Annotated in this window: 14 protein-coding genes; 11 read left to right on the top strand and 3 right to left on the bottom strand. The window is 30.4% G+C overall.

The window, feature by feature from the left end:
* The coding region (locus tag CHL78_RS17085) for a cupin domain-containing protein (RefSeq protein ID WP_199534098.1) at positions 1-719 on the bottom strand (719 nt) is incomplete at its 3' end.
* 230 nt (positions 720-949) lie between these two features.
* On the opposite strand from CHL78_RS17085, the gene CHL78_RS17080 reads away from it, so the two are divergent.
* From CHL78_RS17080 to CHL78_RS17065, 4 genes are all read left to right on the top strand, one after another.
* Complete coding sequence (locus CHL78_RS17080) at positions 950-2,188, top strand: cation:proton antiporter (protein ID WP_116041629.1); 1,239 nt, start codon at positions 950-952, stop codon at positions 2,186-2,188.
* A 408-nt stretch (positions 2,189-2,596) separates the two neighbouring features.
* Positions 2,597-3,385 (top strand): FAD binding domain-containing protein, encoded by a 789-nt coding sequence (locus CHL78_RS17075; RefSeq protein ID WP_116041627.1) that lies wholly within the window; start codon positions 2,597-2,599, stop codon positions 3,383-3,385.
* Positions 3,385-3,834 (top strand): (2Fe-2S)-binding protein, encoded by a 450-nt coding sequence (locus CHL78_RS17070; RefSeq protein ID WP_116041625.1) that lies wholly within the window; start codon positions 3,385-3,387, stop codon positions 3,832-3,834. Before CHL78_RS17075 ends, CHL78_RS17070 begins: the two co-directional genes overlap by 1 nt.
* Position 3,835: 1 nt before the next feature.
* On the top strand, positions 3,836-6,100 hold the full coding sequence (locus CHL78_RS17065) for a xanthine dehydrogenase family protein molybdopterin-binding subunit (RefSeq protein WP_116041623.1): 2,265 nt from the start codon (positions 3,836-3,838) through the stop codon (positions 6,098-6,100).
* Between the two features lie 38 nt (positions 6,101-6,138).
* Here the strand turns inward: CHL78_RS17065 and CHL78_RS17060 are convergent, their stop codons facing one another.
* Both CHL78_RS17060 and CHL78_RS17055 read right to left on the bottom strand, forming a co-directional pair.
* A complete protein-coding gene (locus tag CHL78_RS17060) occupies positions 6,139-6,933 on the bottom strand; it encodes a M55 family metallopeptidase (protein ID WP_094369612.1) in 795 nt (264 codons plus the stop codon).
* A gap of 51 nt (positions 6,934-6,984) precedes the next feature.
* Positions 6,985-8,154, bottom strand: coding sequence for a M20 metallopeptidase family protein (locus tag CHL78_RS17055; RefSeq protein ID WP_094369613.1), 1,170 nt, complete (start codon positions 8,152-8,154; stop codon positions 6,985-6,987).
* Between the two features lie 221 nt (positions 8,155-8,375).
* Between CHL78_RS17055 and alr the strand changes: the two genes are divergently transcribed.
* The 7 genes from alr to CHL78_RS17020 form a co-directional block, all read left to right on the top strand.
* Positions 8,376-9,506, top strand: coding sequence for an alanine racemase (alr, locus tag CHL78_RS17050; protein WP_094369614.1), 1,131 nt, complete (start codon positions 8,376-8,378; stop codon positions 9,504-9,506).
* A 63-nt stretch (positions 9,507-9,569) separates the two neighbouring features.
* Positions 9,570-10,190, top strand: coding sequence for a nucleoside recognition domain-containing protein (locus tag CHL78_RS17045; RefSeq protein WP_094369615.1), 621 nt, complete (start codon positions 9,570-9,572; stop codon positions 10,188-10,190).
* A gap of 11 nt (positions 10,191-10,201) precedes the next feature.
* Entirely contained in the window at positions 10,202-10,738 is a 537-nt protein-coding gene (locus CHL78_RS17040; protein ID WP_094369616.1) for a spore maturation protein, read from the top strand.
* An 8-nt stretch (positions 10,739-10,746) separates the two neighbouring features.
* Complete coding sequence (locus tag CHL78_RS17035) at positions 10,747-11,652, top strand: S66 peptidase family protein (protein ID WP_094369617.1); 906 nt, start codon at positions 10,747-10,749, stop codon at positions 11,650-11,652.
* A gap of 139 nt (positions 11,653-11,791) precedes the next feature.
* Positions 11,792-12,724, top strand: coding sequence for a DUF362 domain-containing protein (locus CHL78_RS17030; RefSeq protein WP_094369618.1), 933 nt, complete (start codon positions 11,792-11,794; stop codon positions 12,722-12,724).
* 229 nt (positions 12,725-12,953) lie between these two features.
* Positions 12,954-14,669, top strand: a complete 1,716-nt coding sequence (locus CHL78_RS17025; protein WP_094369619.1) for an ABC transporter ATP-binding protein — start codon at positions 12,954-12,956, stop codon at positions 14,667-14,669.
* An 81-nt stretch (positions 14,670-14,750) separates the two neighbouring features.
* Positions 14,751-15,181: HD domain-containing protein (locus tag CHL78_RS17020; RefSeq protein WP_147295841.1), on the top strand; the 431-nt coding region annotated here is incomplete at its 3' end.

Raw genomic sequence — 15,181 nt, 5'->3', positions numbered from 1 at the left:
GAGTATATATTATCAGAAGATAGCTCATGAATGAGGCTATTGATTACATTATAAGCTTCTCTTTTAATATTAAAAACCTTATTGCACAACAATTCATTATGGTTAAAGTCCATATTAAAATTAATAGTTAGGTAAGAACTACTATTTTTATCTAAAGTGGATTGTGTATGAAATTGTTGTGGGGCATAAAAAATTAAATCGCCTTGTTTTAATTCATAATCAGTACCACCTACATTGGTGGATAAAATACCTTTATCAACATATGTAAGCTCCCAATAAGGATGTGTCTCGCCTGGAAACGTATAGTTTACACCTTTTTCTTGATAGAACTTAGTATATATTTCTGCAATATTTAATAATGGAGAAATTGCTGAGTATGTATACCCTTCTTCTAAATACATTAATGGTAAAACATATTCATCACATATAATTGATACTTCTGATTCATCAGAAACTGATATAAAATTAAAATAAACATCTTTTTTTAGTTTAAGTTTTCGGTTTATTATAAATGATTGAATATCTATACCATCTCGTGATACAAGTATCATTACAACACCTTTATTTACCCTAATGTAGGTATTATCACTTGTTGTAAGTTTTAAACTGAGTATATTCTTATTTCTAAGTGTATGTAAGTGGCCGTTAGCAAAATTTAAATCTTCATAAGTTATATCTCCAAAAACCTTAAAATTAGCGTTAGTTGTTTTGCTAAACATAATATCCCCCCTGGTAAAATAAATATAATTTAATTATATATTTATTATATATATAAACTCAAGCTAATAATTATACATATATATTGATTATATTACTTAAGCAAGTGTTAAAGTTAAGTTAAAAGAGTATCTTACTTAACCTTTCAATCATATATTAGGATAATATAGATTACATTAATAATATATATTAATGTAATACTTAAAAAAATTAATATCGAGGGGATGTTTATATGGAATCGTCTATACACACAATAGCTTGTAACAACCTGCTAATAATTTTTGCTATAGTAGCATTAACAGGCATAGTTTGTAGCAAGATTAGTGAGATGATAAAAATTCCGGATGTAGTGTTATTTTTATTAGCGGGGATTTTAATTGGACCATCTATTTTGAAATTTATAGATATTAGTACTTATCAGGTTGAAAATCAAATGATACTTACGTTTGGTTCAGCATTTATTTTATACTTAGGAGGAAAGGAAATAAGTTTAAAGATTTTGAAAAATGTTAAGGTGTCTGTATTTTTACTTTCTAGTATAGGGGTACTTATATCTGCATTTATTATGCAGTATATTATTGGTCTTACATTTGAAGTTAGTACAATGACGGCTTTACTAGTAGGTTCAATTATTGCATCTACTGACCCTGCAACTTTAGTTCCTATTTTTAATCAAGTTAAAATTACTGAAAAAGTTAAACAAACAGTAATAAGTGAGTCAGCTTTTAATGATGCTACAGGTGCAATACTTACATCATCTGTTTTAGCAATAATCTTATCAGGTAAATTCTCATTAAGTGCTAATATATATGAACTTGGAATTATGATTGTAGTGGGTGTAGTAATAGGGGTATTAACAGGCATTATTCTACTGAAACTAGTTACGGATAAACCGTATGGGATTTTTAGAGACTTTGCTCCTATAATATCAATAATATCTGTGATTATTGCATATGAACTATCTACTAAGTTAGGTGGAAGCGGATACATGGCTTGTTTTATAGTGGGAATAATAACTGGTAATAAAAAGAATTTTAAAATATGGTTAACACAAAAATCTTATGATGCTGATTGCAATGTTGCAGAAACACTAGGAACAATCTGCAGGATGGCGATATTTATTATATTAGGCAGTCAAGTAAATTTATCTATACTTATGAATCATTTTATACCTTCAATAGTTGTAGTTATTGCATTTATGTTTATTGCTAGACCTATATGTGTACTTGTATGCACAGTTTTCGATAAAAAAGCTAAGTGGAATAAAAATGAAATTCTGTTTATGATGTGGGTTAGGGAGACTGGTGTAATACCTGCAGCATTATGTGGTATCATAGCAGCTATGAAAATACCTGGTTATGAGGTAATATCATCCATAGTTTTTATGACTATATTAATTACATTAATAGTGCAAGGAAGTACTACAAAAATTGTAGCTAAAAAGCTAGGGATACTTGAAGATGAAAATTAAGAGTTTATGTAGTAAAGATATATAAAGAGACTTATAAAATTATTATAAGTCTCTTTATTGACTATATTTTATAATCAAAGTTTCCTAAAACATAATATTCATTACTATGAGCTATTTCACTATTTAAATTCATTGCTTGTAGTACTTGTTTTTAGATAGTATCCATAATCTTATACTCTAAATTAGTTTTTGAAGTGGTATAATTATACATATTTTCTACAAAAAAAGACTTACAAATAGATATTATTAATATTACAATTTTGGCACAAATAGAAATGAAATATAAATACGTACGTAAAATATAAAAAAGTAAAAAATGTTTGCTTTAAAACCGGATTTTAATGCGTTTTTAGTCGAAATATGTTATAATAATTTAGGACTAAAATAAAGTATATAGGGAGGAACAGTATGTTTACGCTTACAGATATTACTCAGCCATCTACGGCAGAGGAAGCATACTCGACATTAATAAAAAGAAAAAATAACCAAGTAATAGGTGGTAGTGCATGGTTAAGAATGGGAAAAAAAAGAATAGGTACTGGTATAGAACTATCTAACTTAAACCTAGATTATATAAAAGATGAAGATTCATTTGTTGAAATAGGGGCTATGACAACTTTTAGAACATTAGAGACAAGTCTTGTATTAAAAGATAATTTTGGGAGTATAATTGAAGATTCAGTTAAGGATATAATTGGTGTTCAATTTAGAAATGTAGTAACTGTAGGAGGAACTATATATTCAAAATTTGGATTCTCAGATTTAATAGTAGCATTACTTGCACTAGATTGTGATGTTGAATTATATAAAGCTGGGAGAATGTCTTTAGCTGAGTTTTTAAATAAAAAATATGAAAAGGACTTACTGTTAAAAATATATATAAATAAAAAGAATAGTACATCTTCATACAAGAGTTTAAGAAATGCAAAAAGTGATTATCCATTACTTAACGTATCAGTATCAAAAACTGATTCAAATATTAAAATATGCGTAGGAGCAAGACCTCAAATCGCCACTATTGCGACAAAAGCTAGTGAATTTTTATCAGGTAAAGAATTAAATGATGAAAATATTAATATAGCATCTCAAATAGCTAGTGATGAATTAGTATTTGGTAGCAATATGAGAGCATCAAGAGAATACAGATGTGAAATGAGTAAAGTCCTAATAAAAAGAGCATTGATGGAGGTTAAGTAATGTTAGTAGAACTAAAAGTGAATGGAAAAACAAAAAAAGTTGATATAGAGCCAGAAGAGTATTTAGTAGACACACTTAGAAAAGTTGGAAATCTAAGTGTAAAAAGAGGTTGCGATACAGGTTGTTGCGGATTATGTTCAATTTGGATCAACAAAAAACCTACACTATCTTGTGCTACATTAACTATGAGAGCATTAAATAAAGAAATAACTACTATTGAAGGATTAGAAAAAGAAGCAGAGGAATTTGCAAAAATATTAGTGGCACAAGGTGCAGAACAGTGTGGATTTTGTTCTCCAGGATTTATTATGACAGTACTTGCGATGAAAAATGAACTAGAAAATCCAACAGAAGAAGATATAAAGCATTATTTAACAGGAAATCTATGTAGATGCACTGGATACATGGGACAGTTAAGAGCAATAAAGACTTATATGGGGGTAAAGTAATATGAGTTTAATAGGGAAAAGTATACCAAAAACAGACGGAATGGCAATAGCTACAGGAAAACCTGTATACACTGATGATTTAGCGGCAAAGGATGCATTAGTTATAAAAATACTTAGAAGTCCACATGCAAACGCAAAAATTATAAATATAGATACTAAAAGAGCAATGTTAGTTCCTGGTGTAGAATGTGTATTTACATATAAGGATGTTCCAAATACTAGATTTACACTTGCAGGGCAGTCATACCCAGAACCATCTCCTTATGATAGATTAATACTTGAAGATAGAGTAAGATATGTAGGAGATGAGGTAGCTATAGTTGCGGCTGTAGATGAAAAAACTGCGATTAAAGCACTTAAAATGATTAAAGTAGAATATGAAGTATTAGATGCAGTAATAGATTTTGAAACTGCAATAGACAGTAAGACTTTAGTACATGAAGAAGATCGCCACTGTAATTTTGAGATAGGTATGCAAAGAGAAAGGAATATCGTATCAACTCATAACTATGAAAAGGGCGATATAGAAAAGACTTTAAGTGAATGTGATGTAGTTGTTGAAGAAACTTACTACACTCAAGCACAAGCTCAAGGAATGATGGAGACTTATAGAGCTTATAATTACTTAGATCATATGGGAAGATTAGTTGTAGTTAGCTCAACACAAATACCTTTTCATGTTAGAAGGCATTTATCAAGAGCATTAAATATGCCATCTAGTAAGATAAGGGTAATTAAACCAAGAATAGGTGGAGGTTTTGGTGGTAAACAAACTGCATGTGTTGAAATATTTACGGCATTAGTTACTTTAAAAACTGGAAAACCATCAAAGATAATATATGATAGAAAAGAAACATTTAACTCTTCAAATAGTAGACATGCTATGAAGCTAAATGTAAAAGTTGGTGCTATGAACGACGGTACTATAAAGGTTATAGATATAAATGCTTTATCTGATACTGGTGCTTATGGTGAACATGCTTCAACTACTTTCGGACTAGTTGGAGAAAAAACTATGCCGATGTATAATAAGTTAGAAGCATCAAGATTTAGAGGTAATGTTGTATATACTAATAAGATGCCTGCTGGAGCATTTAGAGGATATGGTGCAACACAAGGATGCTATGCGGTAGAATCGACTATAAATTTATTATCTTCAAAATTAGGTATGGATCCTACAGAAGTAAGACTTAAAAATATTATACATGAAGGTGAAACTTCATTTGCATATAATAAAGCGATAAACAGTGTTAATCTAGTTGAGTGTATAAACAAAGGAAAAGAACTTATAGGATGGGGCGAAAAATATCCATCTAAAGACCTTGGTAATGGAAAAGTAAGAAGTGTTGGTATGGCTCTTACTATGCAAGGTTCTGGAATAGCAGGAATAGATACATCGTCTGTTGAAGTTAGGCTCAATGATGATGGTAACTATACTCTTTATGTAGGATCTACAGATATGGGTACAGGAAGTGATACAATACTTGCACAGATGGCTGGAGATATTCTTGAAACTACAATGGATAAAATAATAGTGGTTTCAGCAGATACTGATATAGTTCCTTATGACCCAGGTTCATATGCTTCAAGTACTACATATGTAACTGGGATGGCAGTAGTTAAAGCATGTCAAGAACTTAAAAGTAAAATAATTAAGCTAGGATCAGATAGGCTAGGAGTAGATAAGGAACTTGTAGAATTTGATGGAGATAAAATAAGTTTTGAAGACAAAAGTATATCGATATTTGATATAGCTGTTGATTTTACAGTTGGGCCTAATAAAAACCAACTAGTAGGATTTGCCTCTCATGGTAGTCCGGTGTCACCACCACCATTTATAGCAGGATTTGTTGAAACTGAAATAGATAAAGAAACAGGTAAGGTTGAGTTAGTTGACTATGTTGCAGTAGTTGATTGTGGAACTGTAATCAATAAAAACTTAGCTACAATACAAACTGAAGGAGGAATTGTTCAAGGAATTGGTATGGCATTATTTGAAGAAGTAAGATATACAGAAGATGGTCATATGGATACCAATACATTTATGCAGTATAAAATACCTGCAAGATGTGATGTTGGAAATATAAGAGTTGAATTTGTTGAAACTCATGAACCAACAGGTCCGTTTGGAGCAAAATCTATTGGTGAAGTCGTTGTAAATAGTCCGTTACCTGCTATACAAGAAGCTATATATAATGGAGTCGGAGTTAGAATAAACACTCTTCCTATGACACCAGAAAAAATATTTATGGCTATAAATAAATAAAAAATACGGTACTTATTTTTTAATAAGTACCGTATTTTTTATAGGAAGAAGAACATTCTTAGAAATTCATAATAATCATTTGTCTCATATCTTATAGTCTGAGAATCAACTTGAACAACTCCAGGATAGAACGAAGATTTATATGCATTATAATGTTGTCTAAACTTAATCTCTATGTCAAATTTTTTAGGTAAATCAATAATATGTCTAGTAAGATCACCACTTAGAGATTCTTTAACACCTGTTTGTATTTTCTTAAGAGCTAAATTAGGGTGTATTGAAACTGACGCGTTTCCTATGCCTTTTGATACCGGAACAGTTACTATGTTTGGGAATAATTTTTTAGCATTTTCACAAAGCATTTCATCACCACTTAAGAATGCGACAGGAACACCAAAGTATAAAGATGTATAAGCATTTATAATAAACTCGCTAACTATATCTCCATTAATTTTTATGTAGTCATAACCACAGTTCATAGTATGAGAAAGTGGATTACCATCTTGACTTGACCCACTATGATATCCTATATAAATAGATGCATCAAAGCTTTTGTCAATACCAGCCATCATTGTAAGTGGATTTTTTGCCCAACCTCTTAATATATTCACGTTTTCAGGAAGCTCGCGAGGATTAATAGTTCTAGCACTATCATGAGCATCTTTTACTAAGATGCTTTCAGCGCTAGCCTCATTAGCACCATTACAAGCAGCACATACCTCTTTAGTCATTTGTTCTCGACTAAAAGCACCAACAGTTGATGTTAGTTCAGTTTCACTCCAGTCTACAATACCAGTAGTACCTTCAATATCAGCAGTTAAATATACTTTCATTTTATTTCCCCCTTTTAAATATATATTTTTCATAGTAACAAGCAAGATTTACTAGATAGATAATACATTTTTTACATGTAGTGCCACACCTATAGGAAGGCAATCTTCATCTATATCAAAGCTAGAAGTATGAAGAAGTGAGGTGATTTTTTTATCTTCATTTCTACATCCTAAATGATAAAAGGCACCTTTAGTATTTTCTATGAAAAATGAAAAATCTTCTGCTCCCAAAGATGGTTTAGATTTCATAACTATCTTATCATGTCCAAGCATGTCTTCTACATTTCTTTTTACTAAATTTACTACATCGTTATTATTTACTAATGGAGCATATCCTTCTTCAAATTCTACAACACCATGGCCTAAGAAGCTCTCGCAAGTTGATGCAACTATTTTTCTTATACGTTCTTTTGTAAAGTGTCTAGTTGTAGGATCTAGTGTTCTAAGAGTTCCCGTTATATTAACTTTATCGCAGATTACATTACCTTTTACTCCTCCATTTATTACACCAAGGGAAATAACAGCAGAGTCTGTTGGATCTATACTTCTACTTACTATGCTCTGAATAGCTGTTATTACATGTGCGGCTATTACAATAGCATCAATGCCTTGATGAGGATAAGCACCATGACCATCCTTACCTTGTATAGTTATATTTATAGTATCAGTCGACGCATTTAAAGTATCGTACTTTAGTTCTATATATCCAGTATCTATATGAGGCATTACGTGAAGTCCAAACATATAATCAACCTTAGGATTTTCCATACAACCATCTTTGATCATAAGTTCTGCACCGCCAACAGTTTCTTCTGCAGGTTGAAAGAAGAACTTTACATTTGATTGTAGTGTATCCTTTATAGAGTATAGTATCTTACATGCACCTAGTAGCATAGCAGTGTGGGCATCGTGGCCACAAGCATGCATTTTACCTTTAAATACAGATTTATAACTTGTTTTTGAAACTTCATCTATAGGAAGTGCATCTATATCTGCTCTAATTGCTGCAGTTTTAGTAGCATCTACAGTATTAATAAATGCCATCACTGCAGTGTGACCTTTAAATTCTACATAGTCAATACCTATTTCATCTAAGTATTTCTTGATTTTTTCTTTAGTAATAAATTCTTCTAAGCCTAGCTCAGGTGTAGAGTGTAGGTCACGTCTAACCTCTATGATCCAATCCTTAATTTCCTCAGCTTTAATTAATATATTATTCATGTTAAATCTCTCCTATAAAAACTTTTTTTATGAAATATTATATAAAATGAATATTTATTGCAAAAAATGCTATATTTGCAAAAAATGCCATATTTTAACATATATTTGAATGAGAGGTTCAAATAGCATATAATTAAATTATATCATAATATTTTAAATATTATAAATTAATTAAATAAAAAATCATTTTACAATACAGTTAACACAAAAAGGAGGCATGTATGCAATTGTTAAGGTCTACTTGGGTAGAAGTTAATTTGGAGTTAATAAAATATAACTTTATAGAAATAAAAAAATACATAGGTAAGAATGTTAAAGTAGGGGCAGTTTTAAAGGCTAATGCATATGGCCATGGTGCTATTGAGATAGCAAAAGTACTCGAAAATGAAGTTGACTATCTATGTGTAGCGGGTCTAAATGAAGCACTAGAACTTAGAAATGAAAAAATAGAAACACCAATTTTAGTAATGGGGAGTATACCTGATAATTATTTAAAGCTTGCAATAGAAAAAAACATTAGTATTACTATATATTCATATAACCAGGTAATCATATTAAATGATATAGCAAACGAACTTAAGAAAAAAGCTATAATTCATATAAAGATAGATACAGGGTTCAATAGATTAGGATTTAAAATAGAGAAGGACATAGTTAGTGTAATAAAAGAGATTTATAACATGGATAATATATATGTTGAAGGAATTTTTTCACATCTAGCGCTAAAAGATAAAGATAGTGATCAATTACAATATGAAAAATTCAAAAATCTTATAAATTTAATATATGAAGAAAATATAAAAATACCTATAAAGCATATTTCAGATAGTATTGGCATGGTAGCTTATAACAATTTCAGTATGGACATGGTTAGAGTTGGGGCTAGTATATATGGTTATAATAGTAGAAAATCTAGCTTAGATTTAAAAGCTGCTATGACATTTAAAAGTAAGTTAATACAAGTAAAAGAAATAAAAAAAGGTGAAGGGGTTAGCTACGATTACTCATTTATTGCACCTAAAGATATGATATTAGGAACTATACCTTGTGGATATTCTGATGGTATACCAAGAACATTATCTAACAAAGGATTTGTTAATATAGATGGAAAAAGAGCAAATATAGTAGGTAAGATGTGTATGGATCAATGTATGGTTGATTTAAGTAATATTAAAAATGCACAAGAAGGAATGGAAGTAATATTTTATGGTGAGGGGGGACCGGATTTATTAGAAGTAGCAAATCTAGCTGAGACTAATAGGAATGAAATATTAGCCATGGTATCGAGAAGGGTAGCTAGGGTTTATTATGAGAATAGTGAACTGAAAAATGTAGTTGACTATTTAGTATAAAAAGTACTTTTATTATTTTGTTATGTAGATTTTTAATAAAATATAGAATAAGGAGGAGTTAGGATGTTAAATTACATTTGGTTTGGGTTATTAGTAATAGGAGTTATTGCAGGTGTACTAACAGGAAACACTCAAGCAGTAACAGATGCAGCTATATCAAATGCAGAAACGGCTGTAGAACTAGCAATAGGATTAATAGGGGTTATGGCTTTATGGCTAGGTCTTATGAAAATAGCAGAGGAAGCAGGGTTAGTACAATTAATTGGAAGATGGCTAAGACCATTAATGAAAAGATTATTCCCAGAAATACCAGAAGATCATCCAGCTATGGGTTCTATGGTAATGAATTTTGCTGCAAACATATTAGGACTTGGTAATGCAGCAACACCACTGGGAATAAAGGCAATGAAGGAGTTACAAGAATTAAATGAAGAAAAAGATACAGCATCTAATTCAATGTGTATGTTCTTAGCTATAAATACTTCATCAATAACTTTAGTGGCATCAAGTGTAATAGCATATAGAGCAGCAGCAGGTTCGGCTAATCCATCTGAGATAATAGGGCCTACATTAGTTGCTACTATAGTTTCTACAATTGTAGCAATAACAGTCGTAAAGCTATTTGAAAAAGCATCAAAGAAGAAAAATGCTAATACTAAAGCTGATAAAGCTATGGATTTATAGGAGGAAAATAAATGTTTGAGAAAATAATTAATGGGATATCGCTTTATGCAATACCATTTTTTCTAGTTGCTATTCCAGTTTACGGTATGATAAAGAAGGTTAAAGTGTATGAAGTATTTACAGATGGAGCTAAAGAAGGATTCAATACAGCAGTGTCGATTATACCTTTCTTAGTTGGGATTTTAGTGGCAATAGGTGTATTTAGAGCATCAGGAGCTATGGATCTAATAACAGGATTCTTTGCTCCATTAACGGAAGCAATTGGAATGCCAGCAGAAACTTTACCAATGGCATTAATGAGACCTCTATCAGGTGGAGGAGCTTCAGGATTAATGAATGAATTATTTGCAACACATGGACCTGACTCTATGATAGGAAGAATAGCATCGGTTATGAATGGATCAACTGAAACAACTTTCTATGTTCTTGCAGTATACTTTGGAGCGGTAGGAATAAAGAAGAGTAGACATGCATTACCAGCCGGGCTTATAGCAGATACAGCAGGAATAATAACTGCAGTTATAGTTACAAACTTAATGTTTATGTAGGTGATAATATGATATTTCCAAAATCAATAAATAAAAATGATACTATAGGCATAGTAGCTCCATCAGGTCCATTTAATAGATACAGTTTAGAAAAAATTAAGAAAAGCTTTAAAAAGCTGGGATATAAAGTTAAATTTGCAGATAGTTGCATAGGATCATACAAAGGTTATTTATCGGCAGAAGATGAGATAAGAGCCAAAGATATAGAAGACATGTTTTTAGATAATGAAATTGATGCAATCATGTGTATTAGAGGTGGTTATGGAACACCTAGAATATTAGATAAATTAAATTATAATATAATCAAAGATAATCCAAAGCCATTTATTGGATTTTCAGACATTACTGCGCTTCATACTGTATTTAATCAAAGATCTAATTTAGTAACATTTCATGGGATAATGGCAGGGTCAGTTCCTGATTGGGATGAATTTACCTATAAATCTCTTTTAGATGCTTTAAATATGAAGGACAGACTAATAATTTCAAATCCTAATGGTGAGGAACTTAAAACGTTAGTTAATGGAAAATGTGAAGGAATAATTACTGGTGGAAATTTATCTTTATTGGTTTCCACAATAGGAACACCTTATGAGATAGATACTAAGGGGAAAGTTTTATTCATAGAAGAAATAGGAGAGACTATCTATAAATTAGATAGAATGTTAACTCAACTATCTCTTGCAGGTAAGTTTGATGATTGTGAAGGAATAGTATTTGGTGATTTCTGTGAGTGTAACAAGGGAAAAGAAGACTTTGAGTTAGTTGAAATACTAAGAGACAGAGTGGAAAAGTTTAATAAACCTTGTATTTATAATTTAAAGTCTGGTCATTGTATGCCAATGGTTACTATACCGATGGGAGTAAAATGTAAGTTAGATGCTAGTGTTAAGATTTTAGAAGTTTATAGATAATATAATAGATTATTTTAAGAGAGATATATTATAACATTTAATATATTTCTCTTTTTTATTTTTAGCATCAGATTAATCAAATAAATCATTATAGTATATTATAAAAGTACCTGTAAATAATTTATATAGAGGTGATTTTATGATTAGAAAAAGGAAGGTAGAAAAACCAATTGTAGCAATAACAAAAGCTCTAAGAGAAAGTAACTCTCTTGAAAAGGCACTGGATATGCTTCCAATAGAGAAAATAATAAGTAAGGGAGATAGAGTAATAATAACTCCAAACTGGGTAAATGATAAAGGTCCTAAATCAGGAGCAGTAGTAGGGCCTAAAACGTTAAAAAAATTAATTGAATATGTGAAAAGCAAAGAGCCATCAAGAGTATATATAGCAACAGGGTCAGGTGGAGGAAAGACTACAGATATAATGGAAAAGGTAGGATATAAAAAGATAATAAAAGAAGAAGAGGTTGAGTTTATTGATTTAAATTATGGTCCATATGTAAATCTAGAATTAAATCACCATATAATAAAATCAACACCTATAAATAAGATAATAAATGAAGCTGATGTTATTATATCTTTTACACAATTAAAGCAGCATGAAGAAGCTACAGTAACAGCAAGCATAAAAAATATTGCAATGGGATGGCCACCAGCAGAAATTCATGGATATCCAAAGAAAAATACTGGTATACATGAAGATTTACATGGTTTTATTAGGAGTTTTGCTAATGTTGTTCCAATAGATTTGGCAATTGTTAGTTGTGATAAGGCAATGATAGGAACAGGACCATCAAATGGTAAGGCAGTGGATACTCCAGGACTTATAATAGCATCTACAGATCCAGTAGCTGCAGATGCTATAGGATCTAGGCTGTTAGGCTTTTTACCGCAAGCAGTATGTTATTTATATGGATTGTATAACGATGGAGTAGGAGAGGTTAGACCGGAAAATATGGAAATAAAAGGTATAGAATTACGTGAAGCAGAGGAGATATTCAGTAAAGCGGCTTATGGTGAAAAAGATGTGATGTTAGACAAAGACAAAATAAAAGATATTCATGGAGAATAGTATATATTCATATATTGCTATATTTTAAGGAGTAGAATCCATAAGATATAGCTCTTTCTAATGTCGTAATAAATATACTATTGATTAAAAGATATTAGTATAACAGGTTAAATTATATAAAAGTGCAATAATAGATAAAGATTGACTTTATATTTTATATTAATACAAAATATGGTAATATTGTAGTGTTACCCTATATATAGGGATTAAAAAAGAGATGGGGGAAGTTATGAAAAAGTATATTTTAAAATACAAAGGGTGGCTTGCTACAACAGTATTATTTAGATGTATTGGTGCGTTGATGCAGGTTTTTATAGCAATATTAATACAAAATATACTAGATACGGCTATAAATAAAGATTTTGAAGGATTTAAAAAAGCAATTATTTTTAGTTCAATATTTTTTATTGTTATGACATTTAATAACTATATAAATCAAACATCACAGTTTATTTATATGAAAAAGACTTTAACTAAATTTAAGGAAGATGTTTTCAGGGGAGTATTAAGAAAAGATTATAAATCATTTAATGATGAAAACACAGCAGAATATATATCAAACCTAACTAATGATATTAATCTAGTACAGGGACAATATATCACACCTTATTTAGAAATGATAGGTGATGTAGTAATATTTGTGGGAACCACTGCAGTGTTATTATGGATTAATCCATGGATAACTCTAGTAATGTTTGCTACATCAATATTATTATTTATTATTCCAGTAATATTTGGTACACCTATCTCAAAGAGACAAGGTTTGGTAAGTGATGAATTAAGTAAGTTTACTACAAAGATTAAGGATATTTTTTCAGGTTATGAAGTAATTAAATCTTATAATATAGAAGATAGTATGACAGAAGAGTTTTTAACTTGTAACAATCAGGTTGAACACCTAAAGCTTAGATCTAATCATATACAGGGTATATCGGCATCAGTATCTATGCTTTTAGGTATAATGACACAAGTATCTGCAATTGCACTTGGAGGTTATTTCTTGATGACTGGAAAATTAACAGTAGGCTCCCTATTCGCTGTAGTTCAATTAGGAAATGGACTATTTGGACCAATCATGTTTATTGTGACAAAAGTAACTATGATTAAGGGGATGAAGGAAGTAAACTCTAAATTACTAAAAATAATTAATGAAGGAAATATAGAATCAGATAAGAAAAGTTTAAAAGAATTTAATGAAAATATCAAACTTGAAAATATAAGTTTTACATATAATGATGAGATACAAGCACTAGACAATGTTTCAATTAGTTTTAGTAAAAATAAGAAATATGCTATAGTTGGAAGAAGTGGTAGCGGAAAGTCGACGATTCTAAGATTACTACTTGGATATTATGATAACTTTGAAGGCAGTATAAGCTTTGATGGGCAGGACACTAAAGAAATATGTAAAGACTCTATAAATAAACAAATATCTATTATTCACCAAAATGTGTACATGTTTGATGAAAGTATAAAGAAGAATATTTTACTTGGAAAGGAGTTTTCTAAAGATGAATTAAAAAAAGCTTTACAAGTAAGCGGAGTCGAAGAGTTTTTAAATATTTTACCAGACGGTGTGGATTCTCAAATAGGAGAAAATGGTAGTAATTTATCTGGGGGTCAAAAACAAAGAGTTGCTATTGCAAGATCGTTAATTCAGAATACGCCTATTTTACTTTTGGATGAAGGTACCTCAGCTTTAGATACAAAAACGGCTTATGAAATAGAAGATACATTATTAAGATTAGATGACCTTACAGTACTTACGGTAACTCATAAGTTATCTCAAAGTTTATTAAGTAGATACGATGAGATTATAGTTATGGATAAGGGGAAGGTTGTTGAAATGGGAAGTTTTAGCGAATTGGTAAATACTAAAGGAGAGTTCTATAATTTATATTCTATAGAATCAGAAGATAATTTGAATGAAGAGGTTGCTAACTAAAGGCAGCCTCTTTAGTTACAATTATACAATAATTTTATAGTAAATAAGTGTATATTATAATAAGAATCAGAAAGGATAAAAATGGATAAAAATAAAATAATAGAAAAAACAAAAGATTTTGTTAAAAATAAATTATATGGAGAAGGTAGTGGTCATGATTGGTGGCATATAGAAAGAGTGCATAATCTATCTAAATACCTAGCATCAAAGGAAAATGCTGATTATTTTATTGTTGAGATGACCGCACTACTACATGACATAGATGACTGGAAGTTTTCTGATGGAATTGAAACCAATACTTCAATAACCGAAGAATTTCTTAGTTCAGTAAATGTAGAAGAAGACTCAGCAAATAAAATAGTAAGTATTATTAAAACCATGTCTTTTAAAGGTGGATTAGTTGATTCAACACAATGTACTATAGAAGGGATGGTAGTTCAAGATGCAGATAGACTGGATGCAATAGGAGCTATTGGAATTGCAAGAACTTTTGCATATGGAGGATATAAGAA

Origin of the sequence: Romboutsia weinsteinii (assembly GCF_002250835.2) — a bacterium.
GTDB lineage: Bacteria > Bacillota > Clostridia > Peptostreptococcales > Peptostreptococcaceae > Romboutsia_A > Romboutsia_A weinsteinii.
This window is presented reverse-complemented; position numbering and strand designations above follow the sequence as displayed.

Bases quoted from the DNA above. Each gene is read 5' to 3' on its own strand.
- CHL78_RS17065 (WP_116041623.1), top strand. From the start codon at position 3,836: ATGAGTTTAATAGGGAAAAGTATACCAAAAACAGACGGAATGGCAATA.
- CHL78_RS17055 (WP_094369613.1), bottom strand. From the start codon at position 8,154: ATGAATAATATATTAATTAAAGCTGAGGAAATTAAGGATTGGATCATA.
- CHL78_RS17035 (WP_094369617.1), top strand. From the start codon at position 10,747: ATGATATTTCCAAAATCAATAAATAAAAATGATACTATAGGCATAGTA.
- CHL78_RS17070 (WP_116041625.1), top strand. From the start codon at position 3,385: ATGTTAGTAGAACTAAAAGTGAATGGAAAAACAAAAAAAGTTGATATA.
- CHL78_RS17045 (WP_094369615.1), top strand. From the start codon at position 9,570: ATGTTAAATTACATTTGGTTTGGGTTATTAGTAATAGGAGTTATTGCA.
- CHL78_RS17030 (WP_094369618.1), top strand. From the start codon at position 11,792: ATGATTAGAAAAAGGAAGGTAGAAAAACCAATTGTAGCAATAACAAAA.
- CHL78_RS17080 (WP_116041629.1), top strand. From the start codon at position 950: ATGGAATCGTCTATACACACAATAGCTTGTAACAACCTGCTAATAATT.
- CHL78_RS17040 (WP_094369616.1), top strand. From the start codon at position 10,202: ATGTTTGAGAAAATAATTAATGGGATATCGCTTTATGCAATACCATTT.
- CHL78_RS17060 (WP_094369612.1), bottom strand. From the start codon at position 6,933: ATGAAAGTATATTTAACTGCTGATATTGAAGGTACTACTGGTATTGTA.
- CHL78_RS17075 (WP_116041627.1), top strand. From the start codon at position 2,597: ATGTTTACGCTTACAGATATTACTCAGCCATCTACGGCAGAGGAAGCA.
- CHL78_RS17025 (WP_094369619.1), top strand. From the start codon at position 12,954: ATGAAAAAGTATATTTTAAAATACAAAGGGTGGCTTGCTACAACAGTA.
- alr (WP_094369614.1), top strand. From the start codon at position 8,376: ATGCAATTGTTAAGGTCTACTTGGGTAGAAGTTAATTTGGAGTTAATA.